Origin of the sequence: Nocardia sp. CA-151230 (assembly GCF_050942175.1) — a bacterium.
GTDB lineage: Bacteria > Actinomycetota > Actinomycetes > Mycobacteriales > Mycobacteriaceae > Nocardia.
This window is the reverse complement of record NZ_CP192061.1, coordinates 1,341,811-1,366,041: the sequence shown is the minus strand read 5'-3', so window position 1 is coordinate 1,366,041 and position 24,231 is coordinate 1,341,811. Positions and strand designations below refer to the sequence as shown.

At 66.6% G+C, this 24,231-nt stretch carries 17 protein-coding genes and 2 rRNA genes; 7 read left to right on the top strand and 12 right to left on the bottom strand.

Annotated elements, in window-relative coordinates:
* Positions 1 to 137: 137 nt before the first annotated feature.
* Entirely contained in the window at positions 138 to 656 is a 519-nt protein-coding gene (locus ACQP1O_RS05990) for a DoxX family protein (protein ID WP_433564869.1), read from the bottom strand.
* 161 nt (positions 657 to 817) lie between these two features.
* Positions 818 to 2,179 carry an NCS2 family permease gene (locus tag ACQP1O_RS05985; RefSeq protein WP_433564868.1) on the bottom strand — a complete coding sequence of 454 codons (1,362 nt, stop codon included), beginning with the start codon at positions 2,177 to 2,179 and terminating at the stop codon, positions 818 to 820.
* Between the two features lie 270 nt (positions 2,180 to 2,449).
* Here ACQP1O_RS05985 and ACQP1O_RS05980 point away from each other — a divergent pair, with 270 nt between their 5' ends.
* On the top strand, positions 2,450 to 4,504 hold the full coding sequence (locus ACQP1O_RS05980) for an AMP-binding protein (protein WP_433564867.1): 2,055 nt from the start codon (positions 2,450 to 2,452) through the stop codon (positions 4,502 to 4,504).
* Positions 4,505 to 4,507: 3 nt separating this feature from the next.
* Here ACQP1O_RS05980 and glgP read toward each other — a convergent pair whose 3' ends face one another.
* Positions 4,508 to 7,075 carry an alpha-glucan family phosphorylase gene (glgP, locus tag ACQP1O_RS05975; protein WP_433564866.1) on the bottom strand — a complete coding sequence of 856 codons (2,568 nt, stop codon included), beginning with the start codon at positions 7,073 to 7,075 and terminating at the stop codon, positions 4,508 to 4,510.
* A 246-nt stretch (positions 7,076 to 7,321) separates the two neighbouring features.
* On the opposite strand from glgP, the gene ACQP1O_RS05970 reads away from it, so the two are divergent.
* Genes ACQP1O_RS05970 through glgB form a run of 3 tightly spaced genes read left to right on the top strand, consistent with a single transcriptional unit; the run spans position 7,322 to position 12,175 of the window.
* Positions 7,322 to 7,981, top strand: coding sequence for a PaaI family thioesterase (locus tag ACQP1O_RS05970; RefSeq protein WP_433564865.1), 660 nt, complete (start codon positions 7,322 to 7,324; stop codon positions 7,979 to 7,981).
* A 22-nt stretch (positions 7,982 to 8,003) separates the two neighbouring features.
* Complete coding sequence (locus tag ACQP1O_RS05965) at positions 8,004 to 10,007, top strand: maltotransferase domain-containing protein (RefSeq protein WP_433564864.1); 2,004 nt, start codon at positions 8,004 to 8,006, stop codon at positions 10,005 to 10,007.
* Positions 10,004 to 12,175 (top strand): 1,4-alpha-glucan branching protein GlgB, encoded by a 2,172-nt coding sequence (glgB, locus tag ACQP1O_RS05960; RefSeq protein ID WP_433564863.1) that lies wholly within the window; start codon positions 10,004 to 10,006, stop codon positions 12,173 to 12,175. Before ACQP1O_RS05965 ends, glgB begins: the two co-directional genes overlap by 4 nt.
* Before the next feature lie 56 nt (positions 12,176 to 12,231).
* Here glgB and ACQP1O_RS05955 read toward each other — a convergent pair whose 3' ends face one another.
* Entirely contained in the window at positions 12,232 to 12,852 is a 621-nt protein-coding gene (locus tag ACQP1O_RS05955; protein WP_433564862.1) for a TIGR03086 family metal-binding protein, read from the bottom strand.
* Positions 12,853 to 12,971: 119 nt separating this feature from the next.
* On the opposite strand from ACQP1O_RS05955, the gene ACQP1O_RS05950 reads away from it, so the two are divergent.
* Positions 12,972 to 14,333, top strand: a complete 1,362-nt coding sequence (locus ACQP1O_RS05950; RefSeq protein WP_433564861.1) for a TrpB-like pyridoxal phosphate-dependent enzyme — start codon at positions 12,972 to 12,974, stop codon at positions 14,331 to 14,333.
* A gap of 72 nt (positions 14,334 to 14,405) precedes the next feature.
* Here ACQP1O_RS05950 and ACQP1O_RS05945 read toward each other — a convergent pair whose 3' ends face one another.
* The 3 genes from ACQP1O_RS05945 to ACQP1O_RS05935 all read right to left on the bottom strand — a co-directional run bounded on the left by ACQP1O_RS05945 (position 14,406) and on the right by ACQP1O_RS05935 (position 17,018).
* The gene (locus ACQP1O_RS05945) at positions 14,406 to 15,266 is read right to left on the bottom strand and encodes a tetratricopeptide repeat protein (protein WP_433567593.1); all 861 of its coding nucleotides are present in this window, start codon (positions 15,264 to 15,266) and stop codon (positions 14,406 to 14,408) included.
* Positions 15,267 to 15,324: 58 nt separating this feature from the next.
* Positions 15,325 to 15,696: a DUF3817 domain-containing protein gene (locus tag ACQP1O_RS05940; RefSeq protein WP_433564860.1), complete on the bottom strand. Its 372-nt coding sequence runs from the start codon at positions 15,694 to 15,696 to the stop codon at positions 15,325 to 15,327.
* A gap of 137 nt (positions 15,697 to 15,833) precedes the next feature.
* Positions 15,834 to 17,018 (bottom strand): acetyl-CoA C-acetyltransferase, encoded by a 1,185-nt coding sequence (locus ACQP1O_RS05935; RefSeq protein WP_433564859.1) that lies wholly within the window; start codon positions 17,016 to 17,018, stop codon positions 15,834 to 15,836.
* A gap of 113 nt (positions 17,019 to 17,131) precedes the next feature.
* Between ACQP1O_RS05935 and mce the strand changes: the two genes are divergently transcribed.
* Both mce and ACQP1O_RS05925 read left to right on the top strand, forming a co-directional pair.
* A complete protein-coding gene (gene mce, locus ACQP1O_RS05930; protein ID WP_354850160.1) occupies positions 17,132 to 17,602 on the top strand; it encodes a methylmalonyl-CoA epimerase in 471 nt (156 codons plus the stop codon).
* An 86-nt stretch (positions 17,603 to 17,688) separates the two neighbouring features.
* The gene (locus ACQP1O_RS05925; RefSeq protein WP_354850157.1) at positions 17,689 to 18,660 is read left to right on the top strand and encodes a hypothetical protein; all 972 of its coding nucleotides are present in this window, start codon (positions 17,689 to 17,691) and stop codon (positions 18,658 to 18,660) included.
* A gap of 243 nt (positions 18,661 to 18,903) precedes the next feature.
* Here ACQP1O_RS05925 and ACQP1O_RS05920 read toward each other — a convergent pair whose 3' ends face one another.
* The 5 genes from ACQP1O_RS05920 to ACQP1O_RS05900 form a co-directional block, all read right to left on the bottom strand.
* Positions 18,904 to 19,209, bottom strand: coding sequence for an ATP/GTP-binding protein (locus tag ACQP1O_RS05920; RefSeq protein WP_433564858.1), 306 nt, complete (start codon positions 19,207 to 19,209; stop codon positions 18,904 to 18,906).
* Between the two features lie 4 nt (positions 19,210 to 19,213).
* Positions 19,214 to 19,891 carry an endonuclease NucS gene (gene nucS / locus ACQP1O_RS05915; protein WP_354850151.1) on the bottom strand — a complete coding sequence of 226 codons (678 nt, stop codon included), beginning with the start codon at positions 19,889 to 19,891 and terminating at the stop codon, positions 19,214 to 19,216.
* A gap of 23 nt (positions 19,892 to 19,914) precedes the next feature.
* Positions 19,915 to 20,637 (bottom strand): rhomboid-like protein, encoded by a 723-nt coding sequence (locus ACQP1O_RS05910; RefSeq protein WP_433564857.1) that lies wholly within the window; start codon positions 20,635 to 20,637, stop codon positions 19,915 to 19,917.
* 159 nt (positions 20,638 to 20,796) lie between these two features.
* Positions 20,797 to 20,913, bottom strand: a 5S ribosomal RNA gene (gene rrf, locus ACQP1O_RS05905).
* 121 nt (positions 20,914 to 21,034) lie between these two features.
* Positions 21,035 to 24,136, bottom strand: a 23S ribosomal RNA gene (locus ACQP1O_RS05900).
* Positions 24,137 to 24,231 lie beyond the last annotated feature (95 nt).

Below are 24,231 nucleotides of genomic sequence, written 5' to 3'. Positions count from 1 at the left end.
GTGGTTCCTACTTCCGATCAGAAGTAAATTAGCCTTCGATACTCCGGTGAACCCCCCAATTCCCACATCGGACGTGTCCGTCGTCCCCGCGCCAAGCCCTGCACGCGGCGCGGGGACACCGCAACTTTCTTCCCGGCCTACTTCACCGCGAGGGTGATGAGCGCGGCCACCACGCCCAGCGCGACCGCCCCGGCGCCCCAGACCAGACCCTGGCGCTGCCACGGCCGACCGGAGTCCAGCGACAGCCGCCCCGGCCCCGCGAAGGCGAAGGCGGCGGCCGCCACGGCGTACACCGCCGGCAACTCCCACATCGCGAATCCGCCACTCCAGGTGACGTGCACGGCATTGATCATCGTGCCCAGCGCGATGGCGCCGGCCAGCGGCGTCAGCAGGCCCAGCATCAGCAGCAGCCCGCCGGTGAGCTCACTCAGGCCGGCCAGGGTCGCGAAGAACTTGCCCGGGTCGTAGCCCATGCCCTCGAAGCCCTGTGCGGTCGCGTCCAGGCCGTAGCCGTTGAACCAGCCGAACAGCTTCTGGGCGCCGTGCACGACCAGCCCGCCACCGAAGCCCAGCCGGGCGACCAGCAGGCCGATATCGGTGCCGCCGAGGCCGTTCGAGGCGGCGGCTCGGGAGGTGGCGTTCACGGTTGCGGTCATGTCGGGGTCCTCGTCTCTCGGTCTGTACGGCTCTGCGGCGATTCCATCCGGACCGTGGTCCGTTTTGCAGCCTACAGCAGGACCCCAACGAGACCGGGCGCGAGGCTATTCCGCCTCGCGCCCGGGAAAGGACTTCAGGGCCGGCCCCCTGAGAGCCGGCCCTACTTGGCCAGGTACCAGAAGTAGTAGAGGAACACGGCCATCAGCACCCACATGACCGGATGCACCTCGCGCGCACGCTTCTTGGCCACCATGACGATCGGGTAGAAGAGCAGGCCCATCGCGATGCCGTTCGCGATCGAGTAGGTCAGCGGCATCATGATCACGGTGATGAACGCCGGGACCGCGTATTCCAGCCTGTTCCACTCGATTTCGCCCAGCGCCCGGGACATGAGCACGCCGACCACGATGAGCGCGGGCGCGGTCACGGCCGACAGGTCGGCGAAGGTGGCGAAGATCGGGAAGAAGAACAGGGCGATCAGGAACCAGCCGGCCGTGGTGACCGCGGTGAGACCCGTGCGCCCGCCCGCCGAAACACCCGCGGTGGATTCGACATACGCGGTGGTCGAGGAGGTGCCGATGATCGCGCCCGCGGCAGTGCCGACCGAGTCGGCGGCCAGCGCCTGGCCCGCGCGGTCCAGCTTGCCGTCCCTGGTGAGCAGCCCGGCCTGGTTGGCGACGCCGATCAAGGTGCCGGAGGCGTCGAAGAAGTCGACGAACAGCATGGTCAGCACGACGACCACCATTTTCCCGGTGAAGGCGTCGGGCAGGTGGATGATGGCCTGGCCGAAGGTCTGATCCAGCCCGTGCGGCATGGCGGCGACCGAATTCGGCAGCTGCACCAGGCCGGTGACGATGCCGAGCACGGTGGTGCAGAGGATGCCGTAGAGCACCGCGCCGTGCCAGCCGAGCGTCAGGAAGACGACGGTCACGACCAGGCCGAAGAGCGCCAGCAGGGTGGTGCCGTGGTGGAAGTTGCCCAGGTGCACGAGGGTGGCCGGGTCGGAGGTGACGATGCCCGCGCTCTTGAGGCCCAGGAACGCCACGAACAGGCCGATGCCCGCGCCGACCGCGAGCTTCATCTGCATGGGGATGGCTTCGATGATCTTCTCGCGCACCTTGGTGACGGCGAGGACGAAGAACACGACACCGGAGATGAGAGTGCCCGAAAGTGCTTGCTGCCATGGGATTCCCATGTGCAGGACGACCGTGTAGGCGAAGAAGGCGTTGAGGCCCATGCCGGGCGCGAGCGCGACCGGATACTTGGCCCACAGGCCCATGACCAGGGTGCCGAAGATGGCGGCGACGGCGGTCGCGGTGAAGACGGCCTGGAACGGCATGCCCTTGTCGCCGAGGTCGCCGTGATCGCCCAGGATCCGGGGGTTCACGGCGAGCACATACGACATGGCCAGGAACGTGATGGTTCCCGCCATGACCTCGCGCTTGAAGGTGGAACCGTGTTCGCTGATGCCGAAGTACGCGTCGACGCGCCCCTTGGTACGCGTGAGGACGTCGGTGGTCATGTGGGGTGTCTCCAGTCGGCGGGAGGGTAGAAGGCTGCCGTGGGCACCGTACTGGTCCGGATGGCACGATCTGTCACTGACCCCGCGAATTGTGGGCAATCACACCTGCCTGAGCATTGTTTTTCCGGTGCCGCCATCGCAATTGATCGGCTATTTAAATAACTACCGGCCGGTAATTCGAGAGTCTTGACCCCTATTGCCTGGAACGTTACAAATACGTATTCCGCCGGAGGTGTTCAGGGGAACCGGCCAGGCAGAAGTAGTACGCCAGTGGTAACCGATGTCATCGACGCGGTCGCGGACTTCGCGATCGACCGCCAAGCGATCTGGGATGTCCTGGTCGACCCGCAGACCTACCCCCGGCTATTTCCTGGAATCGGCGCGTGCGAACAACTCGACACCGTCGATACGCATCCCACGTTGAATATGCGCGTAGGGGGCAATGGCATCGAAATCCGGGTGCTGCGAGTGCAACTGCACATCACCCGCGCCGGCGAGAGCTTCGAGCTGCACTGCCCCGAACAGGGCAGCTTCACGACCCTGCGCCTCCGCGGCGACACCCAGCACACCCGGATCTACGTGACCTACTTCAAGGCCGGGCGGGTGCATCCGCTGCCCGCACAGCTGCCGAACTCGGCGGTGGTGGCCTGGACGCTGGCCGGGCTCAGGCGGGTCGGCGACCTGGTCCAGGGCACGCCGTCCTCGCTCATCGTCAATGGCGAGGATTCCCGGATGCGGCTGCAGGCCGGAGTGGTCAAGCGGATGGTGGCCTCCGGCGTGGTGCGCACCTACCGCCCGGACGTGGGCCTGCGGCAGATCGGCGGACTGGCCAAGTGGGGCTTCAGCCTGGCCGGCGGCTACGCGGCGGGGGCCGCGCACTCGCCCCAGCGGCCGGCGGTGATCGACGACCGGTATTCCAGCACCTTCGACCAATTGCACGCGCGCAGTAGCGCTCTGGCGGGGGCCTTCGCCGCGCTGGGGTTCGGGCCCGGCACCGCGATCGGGCTGCTGTGCCGCAATCACACCGGCATGGTCGAGTGCATGGTGGCGGCGGGCAAGTCGGGGGCGGACGCGGTGCTGCTCAATACCGGACTGCCCGCCCGGCAGGTCGAGGAGATCGTGGAGCGGCATCGGCTGTCGGCGCTGTTCGCGGACAGCGAGTTCGAGCATCTGGTGCGGTATCTGCCCACCGAGCTGCCGCGCTTCACCAGCGACGACGCGGCGCCGGATCCAGGCCGCACCACCATCGAGGAACTCATCGCCATGCGCCAGGAGCCACCGCGCAAGCCGCCGCGGCCGGGCCGGCTGGTGGTGCTCACCTCGGGGACCAGCGGAACGCCGAAAGGCGCGCGGCGGCCGCATCCCAAGGGTTTCGGGACGGTGGCGGCGCTGCTGTCGCGAATTCCGTTCGGCACCAACGAGACCATGTTCATTCCGGCCCCGCTGTTCCACACCTGGGGGCTGGGTGCCCTGCAGATCTCCACGGCCGTCCGGGCGACGGTGCTGCTGGGTGACCGCTTCGACGCCGAGGACTGCCTGCGCCGCGTCGCCGAGCACAAGGTGACGGCGTTGATCGTGGTGCCGATCATGGTGAACCGGATCCTGGATCTGCCCGCGCACGTTCGCGCCCGCTACGACCTGTCCAGCCTGCGCATCGTGGCGAGTTGCGGGGCGCCGCTGGCCGGCGCGACGGTGCTGGCGTTCCTCGACGCCTTCGGCGAGATCCTCTACAACGTGTACGGCTCCACCGAGGTGTCGTGGGCCTCCATCGCCGATCCGGCGGATCTGCGCGTGTCCCCCACCACCGCGGGGCGGCCGCCGCTGGGCACGAAACTCGCTGTGCTGGGCCCGGATCGGCGTCCGGTGCCGGTGGGGGCGACCGGGCGCATCTTCGTCGGCAATCACATGCTGTTCGACGGCTACACCGACGCCACCCCGCCCGACGAGGCCGACGGCATGCTCGACACCGGCGATATCGGCTACCTGGACGCCTCCGGCAAGCTGTTCGTTGCCGGCCGCGACGACGAGATGATCATCTCCGGCGGCGAGAACGTCTTCCCGCGTGCCGTCGAGGAGGCCCTCTCCCATCTGCCGCAGGTGAGCGAGGTCGCCGTGGTGGGCGTCCCGGATCACGAATTCGGCCAGCGCCTGGCCGCTTTCGTGGTCAAACGGCCCGGCTCCGGCCTCGACTCCGACATGGTCCGCAACTACATCCGCCACCGCGTCAGCCGCTTCTCCGTCCCCCGCGACGTCACGTTCCTGGATGCGTTGCCCCGCAACCCCACCGGGAAGATTCTCAAACGGACGCTGATCGCGCCCACCTGATCGTCACGGGCTGGGCGTGGCGATCAGGCCGAGTTCGGCGTCCGTGGCGAGGAGCGGGTGGTGCGGGAGGATGCGGATCGTGTATCCGACCGCACCGGACAGCGGGACCGGCGTCTGGATGGTGAAAATGTCGGCGCCGGAATCGGTTCCGGTGTGGCGCATGGGGAAGATGTGGACGTCGGACAGGTCGTCGGTGGGTGAGACCCGGCCGAGCACGGCCTGCACGCTGACGTCGGCGGGGGTGAGGCCGCCGAGGTCGATGCGGGCGCGTAGGTCCAGGTCCGCGCCGATGACCGGGGTGTCGGGCAGGCCGGAGCTGTCCACCTGCAGGACTTTCACCGTGGGCCAGGCGGATTCGACGCGGCGGCGGTACACCGACAGGTCCTGCGCGCCCTTGAAGTCGTCGGCGGACACCGCTTCATAGGCCGCGGCGGCGGGCGCGTAGTAGTCGACGGCGTAGTCGCGGACCATGCGGGAGGCCAGCACCTTCGGCCCCAGCGTCCGCAGGGTGTGGCGGACCATTTCCATCCAGCGGGCCGGCAGGTCGTCGTGGTCGCGGTCGTAGAAGCGCGGCAGCACAGCGCGTTCCAGCAGGTCGTAGAGGGCCGAGGCCTCCAGGTCGTCGCGGCGGTGCTCGTCGCGGACGCCGTCGGCGGTGGGGATGGACCAGCCGTTCTCGCCGTCGTACATCTCGTCCCACCAGCCGTCGCGGACGGACAGGTTGAGGCCGCCGTTGAGGGCCGACTTCATGCCGGAGGTGCCGCAGGCCTCGAGCGGGCGCAGCGGGTTGTTGAGCCAGACGTCGCAGCCCCAGTACAGGTAGCGGGCCATGGACATGTCGTAGTCGGGCAGGAAGACGATGCGGTGACGCACGGCCGGATCGTCGGCGAAGCGGACCACCTGCTGGATGAGCGCCTTGCCGCCCTCGTCGGCCGGATGGGATTTGCCGGCGACCACCAGCTGCACCGGGTGCTCCGGATCGAGCAGCATGGCTCGCAGGCGTTCCGGGTCACGCAGCATGAGGGTGAGGCGCTTGTAGGTGGGAACGCGCCGGGCGAAGCCGACGGTCAGCACGCCCGGGTCGAAAACCTCGTCGATCCAGCCGAGTTCGGCGCTGGCGGCACCGCGTTCGAGCCACGAGTTGCGCAGCCGGCGGCGCACCTCGTCGACCAGAATGCCGCGCAGGGCATTCCGGGTGGACCACAGTTCACGCAGGTCCACATCGCACAGCCGCTCCCAGCCGCGAGCCTCCTCGACCAGTTCGGCGCCGATGAGTTCACGGGCCTTGTCGATCCATTCGCGTGCGGCCCAGGTGGGGGCGTGCACGCCATTGGTGACCGAGCCGATCGGGACTTCGCTCGCGTCGAAGCCCGGCCACAGCGGCGCGAACATGGCACGGCTGACCTCACCGTGCAGCTTCGACACGCCGTTGGCGCGCTGTGCCAGGCGCAGACCGAGATGGGCCATGTTGAACACCGACGGATCGGCCTCGCGTCCCATGGCCAGGATGCGGTCCACGGAGACGCCCGGTAGCACCGGTGATTCCCGTTCACCGTGCGCGCCGCCGAAGTACCGGCGCACCAGGGCGCCGGCGAAGCGGTCGATGCCCGCGGGAACCGGGGTGTGGGTGGTGAAGACGGTGCCGGCGCGGACCGCGGTCAGCGCTGAGTCGAAATCCATTCCGGCGGCCATGAATTCGCGAATGCGCTCGATGCCGAGGAATCCGGCGTGGCCCTCGTTCATGTGGAAGACGTCGGGATCGGGCAGGCCGGTGGCGCGGGTGTAGGCACGCACCGCCCGGACGCCGCCGATACCGGCCAGGATCTCCTGCTTGATGCGGTGGTCCTGATCGCCGCCGTAGAGCCGGTCGGTGACGGCCCGCAGTTCCGGATCGTTGTCGGCGATATCGGAGTCCAAGAGCAGCAGGGGAATCCGGCCCACCTGGGCGATCCACACCCGGGCCCGCAGCACCCGCCCCTCGGGCATGGCCACATGCACGAGCACCGGCGCGCCGCCCTCCGTGAGCAGCCGCAGCGGGAGCCCCATCGGGTCCAGGGCCGGATAGTGCTCGGCCTGCCAGCCGTCGGCGGTCAGCGACTGCCGGAAATAGCCCGAGCGGTACAGCAATCCGACGCCGATGAGCGGCAGGCCCAGATCCGAGGCGGCCTTGAGATGGTCGCCCGCCAGAATCCCGAGCCCGCCCGAATAGTTGGGCAGCACCTCGGTGACGCCGAACTCCATGGAGAAGTACGCGATACCGCGCGGCCCACGCTGCTGCTTCTGGAACCACCGAGGGCGGTCCAGATAGTCCTGCAGATCGGCCGCCGCGGCATCGACACGCCGCACGTAGGCCTCGTCCCCGGCCAGCTCGTCGAGCCGGGCCGCGGGCACCTCGCCCAACATCCGAACGGGATCGTGCCCGACCTCCACCCACAGCCGGCGATCCAGCTCCGCGAACACATCCTGCGTGGGCCCATGCCACGACCAGCGCAAATTGGTCGCCAGCTCGGTCAATGCGGACAACCGCTCCGGCAGATGGGCTCGAACGGTGAATCGACGCAATGCCTTCACGGTGTTTATTGTGCCCTCCGCTTCGCTCCGGGCCGGTTCGCGGCCCCTAGGTCTCGATTCTTCCCTCCTCCGCTCCTCCAAGGCGCAGGTCTATGGAGCCGTTCGCTCCCCCGCTCCAAGGCGGAGGTCGATTCCAGCCGCAGTCCAGAATCGAGACGGCCGCGAACCTTCGAGCGATCTCACGCTGGTCAGGGCATGACATCCCCCGCGCGGAGCATCCTGCCGGCAACCGATAACGTGTTTCACATGAGCGAGCAGCAGATCGAGGCGGTCGATGGACAGCCCACCCAGGAGCATCACGAGGGCGGGTTCCGGCCGATCCGAGAACTGGGCCGCGACAACACCAAGGGCGGAGCGCACTACGGGGAGTTCATCGACGAGGTGCGCGGGCTGATGGACCGGGTGCGGCTGGCCGACCCGTCCGACGCGCTGGCGCTGGACGTGATCGCCACCCTGAAGGAGCTCAACGACAAGCTCGACGCGGCGGTCGTCGACGAATGGGACGCGCCGCCCTGGCATCGCAACGACCTGCCCGCGCGCGGCAACATCACGCTGCCGCCGTTCGAGGTCGACGCGGCGGGCAAGGACGGGGTGCGGGCCCGCATCACCTTCCGCACCTTTCACCTGGGCGGCAACAGCGCGGCCCACGGCGGCCACATCGCCCTCGGCTTCGACGACCTGCTCGGCATGACGGCGGCCCTGTACACCAGGCAGGCCACCCGCACCGCCTTCCTGCACGTCGACTACCGGTCCATCACGCCGCTGAACACCGAACTGGTGTTGCGCGGCTGGGTGGAGCGGCAGGAGGGCCGCAAGGTGTTCGTGCGCGCCACCCTGCACGACGGCGACCGGCTGTGTGCCGAGGCCCACGGCCTGTTCGTGCTCCTCAAGCCGGGCCAGCAGTAGCCACTCCGGTAAGTTCGAGGGCGTGACCGGCCGCATCGCCATCGATGACACCGCCCCCGTGATTCCCGGCGGCCGGCCGACCAAGGCCGTGGTCGGCGAGGTCGTCCCGGTGCGAGCGGTGGTCTGGCGCGAAGGCCACGAGGCGGTGGCCGCCACGCTGGCGGTGCAGGCCCCGGGTTCGACACGCACGCAGCGCATTCGCATGAGTCCGGAGTACGAGCCGGACGTGTTCAACGCGGTGTTCACCCCGACCATGCCCGGGCGCTGGACCTTTCGGATCGAGGGCTGGAGCGATCCTCTCGCCACCTGGCGGTCCGGGGTCGAGGCCAAGCTCGCCGTCGGGCAGAGTGCCGTCGATCTGGCCAATGATCTGGAGACCGGGGCCCGGCTGCTGGAGCGGGCCGCCCTCGCGGTCCCGAAGCGGCAGTGGGAGATCCTGCGCGCCGCGGCCACCGCGCTGCGCAGCGACGCCCAACTGCCCGCCCGGGTCGCCGCCGCCTTCGGCGCCGAGGTCGGCGAGATCCTGCGGATAACACCGTTGCGGGAGTTCGTGACTCACGGACCGTTGCACACCGTGCAGGTGGAGCGGCAGCGGGCGCTGGTCGGGGCCTGGTACGAATTCTTCCCGCGGTCGACCGGCGGCTGGGACGCCGGGGGCCGGCCCGTGCACGGCACCTTCGCCACCGCCGCCAAGGATCTGCCCCGCATTGCCGCCATGGGCTTCGACGTGGTGTACCTGCCGCCGATCCACCCGATCGGCACGGTGAATCGCAAGGGGCCCAACAACTCCCTGACCGCCGGACCCGCGGATGTCGGCTCGCCGTGGGCCATCGGCTCGGCGGAGGGCGGGCACGACGCCATCCACCCGCTGCTGGGCACCGAGGCCGACTTCCTCGACTTCGTCGCGGCCGCACGGGAATTGGGTATGGAGGTGGCGCTGGACCTGGCGCTGCAGTGCGCGCCCGACCATCCGTGGGTGGCGGCGCATCCGGAGTGGTTCACCACGCTGCCCGACGGCACCATCGCGTACGCGGAGAATCCGCCGAAGAAGTATCAGGACATCTATCCGCTCAATTTCGACGACGAGCCCGACGGGCTCTACGCCGAGGTGCTACGGGTGGTGCGGCATTGGATCGGCCTGGGCGTCACCGTGTTCCGGGTCGACAATCCGCACACCAAACCGGCGGACTTCTGGGAATGGCTGATCGCCGAGGTGCACCGGAAGAATCCGGAGACCATCTTCCTGTCGGAGGCGTTCACCCGCCCCGCACGCATGTACGGTCTGGCGCGGCGGGGATTCAGTCAGTCCTACACGTATTTCACCTGGCGCACACACAAACACGACCTCGAGGAATTCGGCCGGGAATTGGCCGCCAAGGCCGATGAGGCCCGGGCCAACCTGTTCGTGAACACCCCCGACATCCTGCACGAGAGCCTGCAGTACGGCGGGCCCGGCATGTTCGCGATTCGCGCGGTGCTGGCCGCGACGCTCGGGGCCACCTGGGGCGTGTACTCGGGCTTCGAGCTCTACGAGCACCAGGCGGTGCGGCCGGGCAGCGAGGAGTACCTGGACTCCGAGAAATACCAGCTGCGGCCACGCCGTTTCACCGAGGCGGCCGCGCGCGGGGAATCCCTGGAGCCGTGGCTGACCCGGCTCAACGAGATCCGGCGCGCGCATCCCGCGCTGCAGCAGGTGCGCTGCATCCACTTCCATTACGTGGACAACGATGCGCTGCTGGCGTTCTCGAAGTTCGACCCGACCACCGGCGATGCCGTGCTGGTGGTGGTGAACCTGAACCCGTTCGGCGCCGAGCAGGGCATGGTCTCGCTCGACCTGCCCGCCATCGGCCGCGAATGGCACGACCGGCCGACGGTGTACGACGAGGTCACCGGCGAGGAATACCACTGGGGCCAGAGCAATTACGTGCGGCTGGACCCGGCCCGGTCGGTGGCCCACATTCTCGCGCTGCCGCCGGTGCCGGCCGCCGCGCGCACCGAGCTCGCCCATCGCCGATCGTTCCGATGAATCGGCGCGACCTCCTGCTGCTGGCGGCGGGCACGCATCCCGATCCGCACACGGTGCTGGGGGCGCATCCGCATCCCGACGGGACCGTCATCCGGGTGCTTCGGCCGCACGCGGAGACGGTCGCGGCCCGGATCGGCGACGTGGATCATCCACTGGCACACCGCGAGCACGGCGTCTTCGAGGCCGTGGTGCCGTTCCCGGAGCTGTGGGACTACCGCCTGGTCACCTCCTATCCGGGCGGGCGCACGGTGGTGGACGCGGATGGATACCGCTTCCTGCCCACCCTCGGCGACGTCGATCTGCACCTGCTCGGCGAGGGCCGGCACGAGCGGCTCTGGGAGGTGCTGGGCGCGCACCCGAAGCGCTACCCAACCCTCGACGGCGAGGTGTCCGGCACGGCCTTCGCGGTGTGGGCCCCCAATGCGCGCGGCGTGGCGGTGATCGGGGATTTCGACGGGTGGAGCGGAAACACCGCCCCCATGCGGAAACTCGGCGATTCCGGGGTGTGGGAGCTGTTCCTGCCCGGCATCGAAGCCGGGGCGCTGTACAAGTACCGCGTGCACGGGGCGGACGGACGCACCGTCGACCACGCCGATCCGATGGCCTACGCCACCGAGGTCCCGCCCGCGACCGCGTCGGTCGTCACCGCGAGCGAATTCGCCTGGGGCGACGCCGAATGGCTGCGGGCGCGGGCCCGCACCGATCCGCTGCGCGCACCGGTCAGCATCTACGAGGTACATCTGGGTTCGTGGCGGCCGGGGCTCGGGTATCGCGAGATCGCCGAGCAGCTGGCGGAATACGTGCTCGCCCAGGGCTTCACGCATGTCGAGCTGCTGCCGGTGGCCGAGCATCCCTTCGGCGGCTCCTGGGGTTACCAGGTCACCTCCTATTACGCGCCGACCGCCCGCTTCGGCTCTCCCGACGACTTCCGGTTCCTGGTGGATCACCTGCACCGCACGGGAATCGGCGTCATCCTCGACTGGGTGCCCGCGCACTTCCCGCGGGACGAGTGGGCGCTGGCCAGATTCGACGGCACCGCCCTCTACGAGCACGCCGACCCGCGCCGGGGCGAGCAACTCGACTGGGGCACCTACGTTTTCAACTTCGGCCGCCACGAGGTCCGGAACTTCCTGGTCGCCAACGCGCTGTACTGGATCGAGGAATTCCACATCGACGGCCTGCGCGTGGACGCCGTGGCCTCGATGCTCTACCTGGACTACTCCCGCCCCGACTGGGAGCCGAACATCCACGGCGGCCGCGAGAACCTGGAGGCCGTCGCCTTCCTGCAGGAAATGAACGCGACCGTGCACAAGCACCATCCGGGCGTGCTGACCGTGGCCGAGGAGTCCACCACCTGGCCCGGGGTCACCCGCGCCACCGAGGTCGGCGGCCTGGGCTTCACCATGAAATGGAATATGGGCTGGATGCACGACACGCTCGGGTATCTCGCCCACGATCCGGTGTACCGGACCTGGCACCACAACGAGGTCACCTTCTCGCTGACCTACGCCTGGAGCGAGAACTACGTGCTGCCCATCAGCCACGACGAGGTCGTCTACGGCAAGGGGACGCTGTGGACCCGCATGCCCGGCGACGATTTCACCAGGGCGAGCGGGGTCCGCGCACTGCTGGCCTACATGTGGGCGCATCCGGGCAAGCAGCTGTTGTTCATGGGCCAGGAATTCGGCCAGTTCCGGGAGTGGGACCACGATCGCGGACTGGATTGGCACGAGCTGGAAAACCCTCTGCACCAGGGCATTCAGCGGCTGGTCGGGGACCTCAACCGGCTGTATGCCGCCGATCCCGCACTGTGGAGCCAGGATACGTCGCCGGGCGGTTACTCCTGGATCGATGCCGACGACCGCGACAACAATGTGCTGTCGTTCCTGCGCTACGGCACCGACGGATCCATTCTCGCCTGCGTCTACAACTTCTCGGGCCGTCAGCTCAGCGGCTATCGCATCGGATTGCCCGGGCCCGAACCTGATTCGTGGTACGAGGTGCTGAACACCGATGCCATCGCCTATGGCGGCGGCGGCGCGGGCAATGCCGACGCGATCGCCGCCGAGCCCGTGCCCTGGCACGGCCGCCCGGTGTCGGCCGCCCTGACCCTCGCGCCGAACAGCGCCGTCTGGTTGTCGAGGACGCCACTGGCCGGCACCGGGTAGGACGACCGTTCCCCACCGGACGGGAGTGGGAACCATCTGCGGGAGAGCTCCCCCGATCACTCCGGCCAGCCGGGCGCGCGGCCCAGCACAGCCAGGATCCGGTCCAGCCCGGACGTCTCCGGCACGGTGACCTCGGGTGCGAACGACGAGCCCGGCCGTTCCCGCTCCGGACCGCGCGGCACCGCCTCCGCCACCGGCAGCCCCGCGCTGAGCAGGTCCGCGTCGAATTCCACGGTCTGTCCGAGCGCCCGCGCGACATCCCAGGCGTGCACGATGTAGTCGATGAAGTGAAAGCTGATGGCCAGCGGCGCGGGAATCACGATGCCGTCGCGGACCTCCGGCAGTGGGAACTGCCGTTCCAGGACGCCCGGCTCGGCGAAGGTGGCCAGCACGTGCTCGGCCGCGGCCCGGTACTCACCGATCGGATCGTCGCCGAGCGGCTGCGGCTTCCACAGCGCGAGATCGCTCTCGCCGCGGGCGGCGGCCGCGAAGCCGTAGTGCTGAACGATCATGTGCTCCAGCAGGTCCCGCAGCGTCCAGCCCGCGCAGGGCGTGGGTGCGTCCAGGTCGGCGGGGGTCAGGCCGGCCACCACCTCGATGCTGGTGCGCACCGCACGGGCGTCCAGCGCCAGCAGTTCGGTTCCCGAGGCCAGCAATTCATCGTACGTGCTTATCATACGCACAAGCTTATAAATTTCCGCGCGTCGGCGACAGTGACAATCCGGCGAATTCCACACCAACGGGTTCGCGGCGGGAGCAGTCTGGACAGACAGCCGTTTCGAGCCGGGAGGGTCCCGTGGACGAGCGCACCAAGATCACGCTGGACGAATCCGATATCCCGAGACGTTGGTACAACGTCATTCCGGACCTGCCCGCACCACCGCCACCCCCATTGCATCCCGGCACCGGACAGCCGGTCGGGCCCGAGGATCTGGCCCCGCTGTTCCCGATGGAGCTCATCCGGCAGGAGGTGAGCGGCGACCGCTACCTCGACATTCCGGACGAGATCATCGACGTCTACCGGCTCTGGCGGCCGACGCCGCTGTTCCGGGCGCGACGACTGGAGAAGGCGCTCGGCACCCCGGCCCGGATCTACTACAAGTACGAGGGCGTCTCCCCCGCCGGTTCACACAAACCGAATACCGCTGTGCCGCAGGCGTTCTACAACGCCGCCGAGGGCACCCGGCGACTGACCACCGAGACCGGCGCGGGCCAGTGGGGCAGCGCGCTCGCCTTCGCCTGCGCGCAATACGGCATCGACTGTGAGGTGTGGATGGTGCGCGCCTCCTACGACCAGAAACCGCACCGGCGCACGCTCATGCAGACCTGGGGTGCGACCGTACACGCCAGCCCCTCGCCGATCACCGCCGCGGGCGCGAAAATCCTTGCCGACCATCCGGATTCACCCGGCAGCCTGGGCATTGCCATCAGCGAGGCGGTGGAGGTGGCAGCGGCCGATCCGGCAACCCGCTACGCGCTGGGCAGCGTACTCAATCATGTGCTGCTGCACCAGACCGTCATCGGGGAGGAGGCGCTGAAGCAGTTCGCCGTGGCGGGTGAACGCCTGCCCGATCTGATCATCGGCTGCACCGGCGGCGGGTCCAACTTCGCGGGGCTGTTCCTGCCCTTCCTGCGTGAAAAGCTCGCGGGCCGAGCCGATCCGGTGATCCGGGCCGTCGAGCCCGCCGCGTGCCCGTCGTTCACGCGCGGCATCTACGCCTACGACTTCGGCGATACTGCCGGCTTCACCCCGCTGATGAAGATGCACACCCTGGGCCACGACTTCATCCCCGATCCGGTACACGCGGGCGGCCTTCGATACCACGGCATGTCGCCGCTGCTGTCGCACATGTACGAGCTCGGATTGTTCGAGGCGGTGGCGAAGCAGCAGCGCGAATGCTTCGCCGCGGCCGTCACTTTCGCGAAGGCCGAGGGCATTCTCCCCGCGCCCGAACCCTCCCACGCCCTGGCGGCCGTCATCGAAGAGGCCAAGCGCTGCACCGAATCAGGCGAGGAGAAAGTCCTGCTGACCGCCCTGTGCGGCCACGGCCACTTCGACATGACGGCCTACGAGCGCTATCTCGCGGGCGAGATCCCCGACTTCGAACTCCCCCAACCCCGTATCGACGCCGCCCTCGCCGGCCTCCCCACCGTCTGAACAAGATCAGGGAACTCGCCCTGCGGGATTTCGTTCGAATCCCCGCGATGAGAGCTCCCTGATCTCCAGTCGTCAGTACAGGGCGGCGGCGAGCTTGCGGCGGGCGGCGACCACGATGGGTTCGGCGGGGTCGAAGAGTTCGAAGAGTTCGAGCAGGTGGGTGCGGACCTTGGTGCGGTCGTCGCCGGCGGTGCGCTTGACCTGGGCGACGAGGCGGTCGAAGGCGGCCTCCGGCTGCTGGTTGAACATTTCCAGGTCGGCAGCGGCGATGGCGGCGTCCAGATCGGCCGGGTCGGCGTCCGACTTGGCGACGGCGGCGGGGTCGAGATCCTGTACGCGGGAAAGGAATTGGACCTGACGCAGGGCGGCCTTGGCCTCGGCGTTGTTCGGCTCGGCGGCCAGGATGGCCTCGTACGCGGCGATCGCATTGTCGAATTCGCCGCGCTCCAAGGCCTCTTCGGCGGCGACGAAGCGGGGATCCTCGGGAGCCTCCGGCTCGGCATCGGCGGCCGCCGCGCCGACGCCGGGGAGCTTGCCGCGCACCGCATCCACCACGGCGGCGATCCACTGGGTCACCTGCTCCTCCGGCTGGTTGCCGGTGAAGTCGGCGAGCGGCTGGCCCGCGGCCACGGCGACCACGGTCGGAATGCCCTGCACGCCGAAAGCCTGCGCGATGCGCATATTGGCCTCGGCCTCGACGGTGGCCAGATCCCAGTCGCCACCACTCTGGCCGACCAGCTGCTCCAGCAGCTTCACCAGCTCGATGCTCCCGGGGCTGCGCTGCGAGTACAGCGCCACCACCACCGGTACCTGGGTGGAGCGCCGTAGCACTCGATCCTCGAAATTGGCCTCGGTGACGGCATGGTCACCCGGGACATCTCCCGCGGCGGCGGCCGGCTGCTTGAGAGCGGACAGGTCCACCGCGCCCGACATGGCGGCGGCTGCGGCGGCGGAGGGACGGCGTGCAGGTCGAGTCACGACATCCAGTTTGTCACGAACGTGCGGCGGCGGGTGCCGCGGCTTGGCTCAGTTCACCCAGCTGACCGGAGTTGATCGCCCACCGCTCGAAGAACACGGACGTGAACGGGACCACCGACGACAGCAGCGCCAGACCCGTGGTCTTGCCCGGCCATTCGAACTCGCGCGAGGCCAGCAGGCAGTTGATGGCGTAGGCCAGGAACACGATGCCGTGCAGCATGCCGAACACCATCACCGGCCACTTGATCGGCTGATCGGCGATCCCCAGCGCATCCGCGCGCTTCAGGGCCGAGCCGAGGAACAGCAGCACCCACGAGGGCACCTCGAGCAGGCCGAAGAAACGCACGCGCTTAGCGACCGTGGACAGGTCGAACAGATCACCCATGGCAACCATTCTGCCCGATGCCTACGACGCCCTGTAGTGGACCTCGTCACATCTGGGACGGGCGCGCTGGATTCCTGGTATGAGAACCGGAACAGCCCCGGCTCACGAGCCGGGGCTGTTCCTTATGAGCAGTGTTCCTACTTCACGCGGACGATGAGGGCGTCGCCCTGGCCGCCGCCACCGCAGAGCGCGGCCGCGCCGACACCGCCGCCGCGGCGCTGCAGTTCGAGCGCCAGGTGCAGGACGATGCGGGCGCCGGACATGCCCAGCGGGTGGCCGATGGAGATGGCGCCGCCATTGACATTGACCTTCTCCGGGTCGATGCCCAGCTTGCGGGTGGAGGCGATGCCGACCGCCGCGAACGCCTCGTTGATCTCGACCAGATCCAGGTCGGCGGGCGAAATGCCTTCCTTGGCACAGGCTTTGGCGATGGCGTTGGCGGGCTGGTCCTGCAGGGTGGAGTCCGGACCTGCCACGACGCCGGCCGCGCCGATCTCGGCGATCCAGCTCAGACCCAGCTGTTCGGCCTTGGCCTTGGACATGACGACCACCGCGGCCGCACCGTCGGAGATCTGGGAGGCGGAACCGGCGGTGATGGTGCCGTCCTTGCGGAAGGCCGGGCGCAGCTTGCCCAGCGACTCGGCCGTGGTGTCGGCGCGGATGCCCTCGTCCTCGGCGAACACGATCGGGTCGCCCTTGCGCTGCGGGATCGAGACCGGGGTGACCTCGTCGGTGAAGACGCCGTTCTTCCAGGCGGCCGCGGCCTTCTGGTGCGAGGCGGCGGCGAAGGCGTCCTGCTCCTCGCGGGTGATGGCGTCGGCGTCGTTGCGCGCCTCGGTGAGCGCGCCCATCGCCTGATCGGTGAAGATGTCGTGCAGGCCGTCGTAGGCCATGCTGTCGCGCAGGTTGACGTCGCCGTACTTGTAGCCCTCGCGGCTGTTCTCCAGCAGGTGCGGGGCGTTGGTCATGGACTCCTGGCCGCCGGCCACCACGATCTCGTACTCGCCGGCCCGAATCAGCTGGTCCGCCAGCGCAATAGCATTGATACCGGACAGACACACCTTGTTGATGGTGAGCGCCGGGACATCCATCGGAATGCCGGCGGCGACCGCGGCCTGCCGGGCCGGGATCTGGCCCGCGCCCGCGGTGAGCACCTGGCCCATGATCACGTAGTCGACCTGCTCGGGCGCCACCCCGCCCTTCTCCAGCGCCGCCTTGATGGCGAACCCGCCCAGGTCGGAGCCGCTGAAGCCCTTCAGCGATCCGAGCAGCCGGCCCACCGGGGTGCGCGCGCCGGAGACGATGACGGAGGTGGTGGTCACGATGAGCCTCGCTTACGTCGAATGATGACTGCTCCGCCAACCATCGGAGCCGTACTCAAAGGTAACGTGCGGCGGTCCGGCATCCTTCCGAGGGGCGCGCTACCGTCACTGGTGTGAGCAACACAGAGAACACCGGATTCATCCCGTCGGAATACGTCACCGCCGTCGATCACGTCGGAATCGCTGTGCCAGATCTCGATTCGGCGGTGGCCTGGTACCGGGACAATCTCGGCATGGTGGAGACGCACCGCGAGATCAACGAGGCGCAGGGCGTGCACGAGGCCATGCTGTCCGTGCCCGGCACTCCGGCCGGCTCGGTCGCTCTGCAGTTGCTGGCTCCGCTCAACGAGGAGTCGACGATCGCGAAATTCATCGACCGAAACGGGCCTGGCCTGCAGCAGCTCGCGTATCGTGTCACCGATGTCGAGGCTGTCTCCGCGCAACTGCGTGAACGGGGCTTGCGTTTGCTGTACGCAGAGCCGCGCGGCGGCACCGCTGGTTCCCGCATCAATTTCATCCACCCGAAGGATGCTGGCGGTGTGCTGGTGGAACTCGTCGAACCGGCGGCGAAAACTACCCACTAGTACCGTGTTCCGCCCTCCTAAAGAGGGCGTAACAACATTCGCGGTCGGGTCACCATCTGGTGTCGTCAGGCTGTAGTTTGTGGGTCATGTCGTCCACTGAGCCCGATCGTAATCGCTTCGTCGCGCTGCCCTTTACCGTTGTGCGGAAGGGCTATGACCGTGACGAGGTGCGTAACTACTTCGACCGTTTCGATGCCGAGCTAAGGGTCACCGCCACCGACCGCGATGCCGCCGCAGCCCAGGCCCGCAACCTGGCGGCCCAGCTCGAGGATGCCCGGGACGAGATCGACGAGCTCCGTAAGGAGGTCGACCGGCTCTCCGTGCCGCCGACCACCGCCGAAGGCATGTCCGATCGCATCTCCCGCATGCTGCGTCTGGCCTCGGATGAGGCCTCCGAGGTCCGCGCTCAGGCGCAGGCCGAGGCCGCCGAGATGATCTCGATTGCCGAGCAGCAGGCCACCGAAATGCGTGGGAAGTACGAATCGCTCCTCTCCGAGACCAAGGAGAAGCGCGAAGCGCTCGAGATCGAATTCGAGCAGACTCTCGCGAACGCTCGCTCCGAGTCCGCCAAGATCGTCGAAGCCGCCAATGCCGAGGCCGATCGCCTCACCAAGGAGTCCGAGGCCAAGCGCAAGGCCACGCAGCAGGACTTCGAGGTCACCATGGCGGAGCGGCGTACCAAGCTGACCCGCGCCATGGAGGAGCTGGAGGCCACCTCGCGCGCCGAGGCCGCCCAGCGCATCAAGGACGCCACCGACGAGGCCAACCGCCTCATCACCTCGGCGACCAACACCGCGGATCGAAAGATCGCGCACGCCAAGGAACTTGCCGAGGAGATGCGTGTGCTCCGCGGCCGCGTCCTGGCCCAGCTGCTCGGTATCCGCGGCCAGCTCGACTCGGTCCCGGCCATGCTCGCCGCCGTCAACCGCGAGAGCGAACTGCTCGACGGCGCACCGGAACAGCGCTCCATCCAGAAGGGCGGCCGCAAGGCGATCGCCGACGCTCGCGAAGAAGACGAGATCGTCGACGAGCGCGAGAACGCTGACGTCTCCAGCTAATTCACCGACCGGGCGACAACCCGCATCCGTTCGAAGGCCGCTTCCCCTCCGGGGGAGGCGGCCTTCCTTATGCGTCTCGGCGAGTCATCCTCACCCGCGCCCGAAACCGCTGGCGCAGTAGGGGATCAGGACCGGGTGGTCGACTTGCGCTGCATGGCCGCCCTGCGGTGGCCGGGCACGGCGTCGACGGCAGCACCGTGACGCTCACGTCCCTCACCTTGGCGCTCCCCCAAATCCAGGGGGTCAGGACCACCGGCGGGTGATCGTGCGGGTGTTGCGGCCCTTCCAGCAGCCGGTGTGCCAGTGGCGGCGGTCGTCCTCGCCGTCGTGGGCCGCCCAGGCGACGATATGCGGTGTGCCGGGCGGGATTACGTGATCGCAGCCGGGGCAGCGGTAGGGCTTGGTGGCGCGGGTGCCGGGGACCGTGCGGACGATGAAGGATTCGTCGGTGCCGGGGCCGGGCTCGGTGCGGCCGAAGACGTCACCCAGGGGGCGCGGATCCCGGTGGGATCGCGCCGAATCCTTGGGGCGGGGCTTGCGGCGAGGCATGGCCTCAGAAGAGCCGGAACTCGCTGGAGTCGGTGCCGCGCAGGGCATCGTAATCCAGTGTGAGGCAGCGGATGCCGCGGTCGGCGGCAAGGGTCTTGGCCTGCGGCTTGATCTGCTGGGCGGCGAAGACGCCCGCGACGGGAGCCAGCAGCGGGTCGCGATTGAGGAGTTCGAGGTAGCGGGTGAGCTGTTCGACGCCGTCGATCTCACCGCGGCGCTTGATCTCCACTGCCACCGTCGCGCCGTCGGCGTCACGGCACAGGATGTCGACCGGGCCGATGGCGGTCATGTACTCGCGGCGGATCAGGGTGTAACCGGGACCGAGGGTTTCGATGTGCTCGGCGAGCAACTCCTGCAGGTGCGCTTCGACGCCGTCCTTCACCAGCCCGGGATCGACCCCCAGCTCGTGCTTGGAATCCAGCTCGATGTCCTCGACGGTGATGCGCAGTTCCTCGCCGGCCTTGTTGGACACCACCCACAGTTGGGTTGTCTCGGAATCGGTTTCCCGTTCCTCCAGCCAGCACGGCGGGCTCATCCAGTTGAGAGGCTTGTAGGAGCCGCCATCGGAATGGACCAGCACCGAGCCGTCGGCCTTCATCATGAGCAGACGGCGGGCCATGGGCAGATGGGCGGTCAGACGGCCAACGTAATCGACCTGGCAACGAGCAATCACAAGGCGCACCGGTCGAGTCTAGTGACCGGGCATCAGCCCAGCAGCATCAGGCAGGCAAAAACGGAACCGGCCGCCAGCAACAGGTATTCCGGCACGTTCAACGGCCGCACCGTCCCGCCCTGCCGGCGGATCGTCAACCGCCCGATACCGAGACCCAGGCACAGCGCCAGGAAGTGACCCACATTGGTGAAGGTGTGCCAGAGCACCACCCCGCCCAGCGCGAACGTCAGCCAGGTACTCGCCCACACCCACCGGCGATGCGGCGGCAGCGCCGCCACCAGCGCACCCACCACGGCCATCGCGCCATAGCTGACGCCGACGTCCTCGACCATCGCGATACTGCCCGGCACCAGCTGCGACTGCACCGCCACCCACAGGCCCACCGCCACCAGCACGGTTGCACCCACATGGCCGACAAAGAAGGTGTGCACCAGCTTCACGGTCCCGAATCGCCGCTCCGCCAAAGCGAGTAGACAGGCCAGCATCGGCACGATCAGGAACACCGTCGCCGCGCCCTCACCCACCAGGAAGGCGCTCGAGAACAGCGTGCCGAGGCGGCCCTCGGTCAGATTGTTCAGGTTCGTGCTGGCATGCAGCACGATGCGCGACTCCCGCGGCGCGCTGACCATGGTCAGGGCCACGGCGCCCAGCAGCAGCAGACCCACGTAGCTGTAGGTGGCGGGCAGCCACAGAGCCGCCCACTGGAACCGGGGGGCCTTGTCGGCCGGCCGCTGTGGCGCGAGCTGGTGAATCATGCTGTCGATCGTTGTCTTCCCGCCCTCATCGGAACTTCCTGTCCGCTGGGAGCTTCCTGTGGATTCCTGCCTACTGATATGTACCCCGGATACATCCGTGAATACCCAGGATACGCAGAAGGCCCCGACCAGAATTGGTCGGGGCCTTCGCGAAGGATGTTCCGGCGGTGTCCTACTCTCCCACACCCTGTCGAGTGCAGTACCATCGGCGCAGGTGGCCTTAGCTTCCGGGTTCGGAATGGGACCGGGCGTTTCCCCACCGCTATAGCCGCCGTAACTCTATGAAACTGTCACACAGAGAGCCAGGGCGCGAATCCCGTTGCCGGGCCTCGGTTCCTGTCTTCTCAGTGATCTGTGTGTTGTTTCAGATACTGCACAGTGGACGCGTAGCTTCTTTGTTGGTAAGTCCTCGGCCTATTAGTACCAGTCACCTACATCTGTTACCAGACTTCCAGTTCTGGCCTATCAACCCAATGGTCTGTTGGGGGCCTTACCCCCTCGAGGGGGTGAGAAACCTCATCTTGGAACAGGCTTCCCGCTTAGATGCTTTCAGCGGTTATCCCTTCCGAACGTGGCCAACCAGCCGTGCTCCTGGCGGAACAACTGGCACACCAGAGGTTCGTCCGTCCCGGTCCTCTCGTACTAGGGACAGCCTTCCTCAAGTTTCTAACGCGCGCGGCGGATAGAGACCGAACTGTCTCACGACGTTCTAAACCCAGCTCGCGTGCCGCTTTAATGGGCGAACAGCCCAACCCTTGGGACCTACTCCAGCCCCAGGATGCGACGAGCCGACATCGAGGTGCCAAACCATCCCGTCGATATGGACTCTTGGGGAAGATCAGCCTGTTATCCCCGGGGTACCTTTTATCCGTTGAGCGACACCGCTTCCACTTGCCGGTGCCGGATCACTAGTCCCGACTTTCGTCCCTGCTCGACCTGTCGGTCTCACAGTCAAGCTCCCTTGTGCACTTGCACTCAACACCTGATTGCCAACCAGGCTGAGGGAACCTTTGGGCGCCTCCGTTACATTTTGGGAGGCAACCGCCCCAGTTAAACTACCCACCAGGCACTGTCCCTGAACCCGATCAGGGTCCGAGGTTAGAGGTCCAATACGATCAGAGTGGTATTTCAACGATGACTCCACGAATACTGGCGTACCCGCTTCACAGTCTCCCACCTATCCTACACAAACCGTACCGAACACCAATACCAAGCTATAGTGAAGGTCCCGGGGTCTTTTCGTCCTGCCGCGCGTAACGAGCATCTTTACTCGTACTGCAATTTCGCCGAGTCTGTGGTTGAGACAGCTGAGAAGTCGTTACGCCATTCGTGCAGGTCGGAACTTACCCGACAAGGAATTTCGCTACCTTAGGATGGTTATAGTTACCACCGCCGTTTACCGGGGCTTAAATTCTCAGCTTCGCTCCGAAGAGCTAACCGGTCCTCTTAACCTTCCGGCACCGGGCAGGCGTCAGTCCGTATACATCGTCTTACGACTTCGCACGGACCTGTGTTTTTAGTAAACAGTCGCTTCTCACTGGTCTCTGCGACCCAACCCAGCTCCCACCGCAAGGGTGTTCACCAGACCGGGCCCTCCTTCTCCCGAAGTTACGGAGGTATTTTGCCGAGTTCCTTAACCACAGTTATCTCGATCGCCTTAGTATTCTCTACCTGACCACCTGTGTCGGTTTGGGGTACGGGCCGTGTACCAACTCACTAGAGGCTTTTCTCGGCAGCATAGGATCACTGAATTCGCCTCAATCGGCTACGCATCACCTCTCAGGCTCATGAGACACGGATTTGCCTATGTCTCGCCCTACAGGCTTACACCAGGTATTCCATCACCTGGCCCAGCTACCTTCCTGCGTCACCCCATCGCTTACCTACTACAGCCGGGGTCGTGCGCAGCCACTTCCGGCCTCCCGAAGGAGGTCCATCCGCTTTTGGGCACTTAGCACAACTGATTCGATATTTGGCGCGGATACACGGGTACGGGAATATCAACCCGTTGTCCATCGACTACGCCTGTCGGCCTCGCCTTAGGTCCCGACTCACCCTGGGCGGATTAACCTGGCCCAGGAACCCTTGGTCATTCGGCGGACGAGTTTCTCACTCGTCTTTCGCTACTCATGCCTGCATTCTCACTCGCGCAGCCTCCACGACTAGGTCACCCCGCCGCTTCCCTGGCTACACGACGCTCCCCTACCCATCCAGACTCCTGGCTCGAAAGCGGGATAATGTCTGAATGCCGCGGCTTCGGCGGTGTACTTGAGCCCCGCTACATTGTCGGCGCAGAATCACTTGACCAGTGAGCTATTACGCACTCTTTCAAGGGTGGCTGCTTCTAAGCCAACCTCCTGGTTGTCTTCGCGACTCCACATCCTTTTCCACTTAGTACACGCTTAGGGGCCTTAGCCGGCGATCTGGGCTGTTTCCCTCTCGACTATGAAGCTTATCCCCCACAGTCTCACTGCCGCGCTCTCACTCACCGGCATTCGGAGTTTGGCTGACTTCGGTAAGCTTGTGGGCCCCCTAGGCCATCCAGTAGCTCTACCTCCGGCGAGAAACACGCGACGCTGCACCTAAATGCATTTCGGGGAGAACCAGCTATCACGGAGTTTGATTGGCCTTTCACCCCTACCCACAGCTCATCCCCTCAGTTTTCAACCTAAGTGGGTTCGGGCCTCCACGACGTCTTACCGTCGCTTCACCCTGGCCATGGGTAGATCACTCCGCTTCGGGTCCATAGTGTGCGACTACAACGCCCTATTCGGACTCGCTTTCGCTACGGCTCCCCCACACGGGTTAACCTTGCCACACACCGATGACTCGCAGGCTCATTCTTCAAAAGGCACGCCATCACCTTTAACAGCTCTGACGGATTGTAAGCGCACGGTTTCAGGTACTATTTCACTCCCCTCCCGGGGTACTTTTCACCTTTCCCTCACGGTACTAGTCCGCTATCGGTCACCAGGTAGTATTCAGGCTTATCGGGTGGTCCCGACAGATTCACAGCAGATTTCACGGGCCCGCTGCTACTCGGGAGCACTACACGACAGAGAACACGTTTTCGTCTACCGGACTCTCACCGTCTACGGTTGGCCGTCCCAGACCAATTCGACTAACGCGATCTTTTCTGACTGTCGCCTGCTTCGGCAGAAACAGGAAGTAATGTCCCACGACCCCGCATGGACAACGCCTGCCAGCTATCACATCCACACGGTTTAGCCTCTTCCGCTTTCGCTCGCCACTACTCACGGAATCACATGTTGTTTTCTCTTCCTGTGGGTACTGAGATGTTTCACTTCCCCACGTTCCCTCCACACACCCTATATATTCAGGTGCGGGTGACACGACATCACTCGTGCCGGGTTTCCCCATTCGGAAATCCTCGGATCTCAGCTCGTTTGACAGCTCCCCGAGGCTTATCGCAGCCTACTACGTCCTTCATCGGCTCCTGGTGCCAAGGCATCCACCGTACGCTCTTACACACTTACTAACAAAGATGCTCGCGTCCACTGTGCAGTTCTCAAACAACACACCCGCATCGGATTGGATTCAAGGACCTGACCGGCACAGCCGGCGGTTTCGCAA

Bases quoted from the DNA above. Each gene is read 5' to 3' on its own strand.
- ACQP1O_RS05925 (WP_354850157.1), top strand. From the start codon at position 17,689: ATGTCGTCCACTGAGCCCGATCGTAATCGCTTCGTCGCGCTGCCCTTT.
- glgB (WP_433564863.1), top strand. From the start codon at position 10,004: ATGAATCGGCGCGACCTCCTGCTGCTGGCGGCGGGCACGCATCCCGAT.
- ACQP1O_RS05940 (WP_433564860.1), bottom strand. From the start codon at position 15,696: ATGGGTGATCTGTTCGACCTGTCCACGGTCGCTAAGCGCGTGCGTTTC.
- ACQP1O_RS05985 (WP_433564868.1), bottom strand. From the start codon at position 2,179: ATGACCACCGACGTCCTCACGCGTACCAAGGGGCGCGTCGACGCGTAC.
- ACQP1O_RS05955 (WP_433564862.1), bottom strand. From the start codon at position 12,852: ATGATAAGCACGTACGATGAATTGCTGGCCTCGGGAACCGAACTGCTG.
- ACQP1O_RS05970 (WP_433564865.1), top strand. From the start codon at position 7,322: ATGAGCGAGCAGCAGATCGAGGCGGTCGATGGACAGCCCACCCAGGAG.
- ACQP1O_RS05945 (WP_433567593.1), bottom strand. From the start codon at position 15,266: ATGTCGGGCGCGGTGGACCTGTCCGCTCTCAAGCAGCCGGCCGCCGCC.
- ACQP1O_RS05990 (WP_433564869.1), bottom strand. From the start codon at position 656: ATGACCGCAACCGTGAACGCCACCTCCCGAGCCGCCGCCTCGAACGGC.
- ACQP1O_RS05910 (WP_433564857.1), bottom strand. From the start codon at position 20,637: ATGATTCACCAGCTCGCGCCACAGCGGCCGGCCGACAAGGCCCCCCGG.
- ACQP1O_RS05920 (WP_433564858.1), bottom strand. From the start codon at position 19,209: ATGCCTCGCCGCAAGCCCCGCCCCAAGGATTCGGCGCGATCCCACCGG.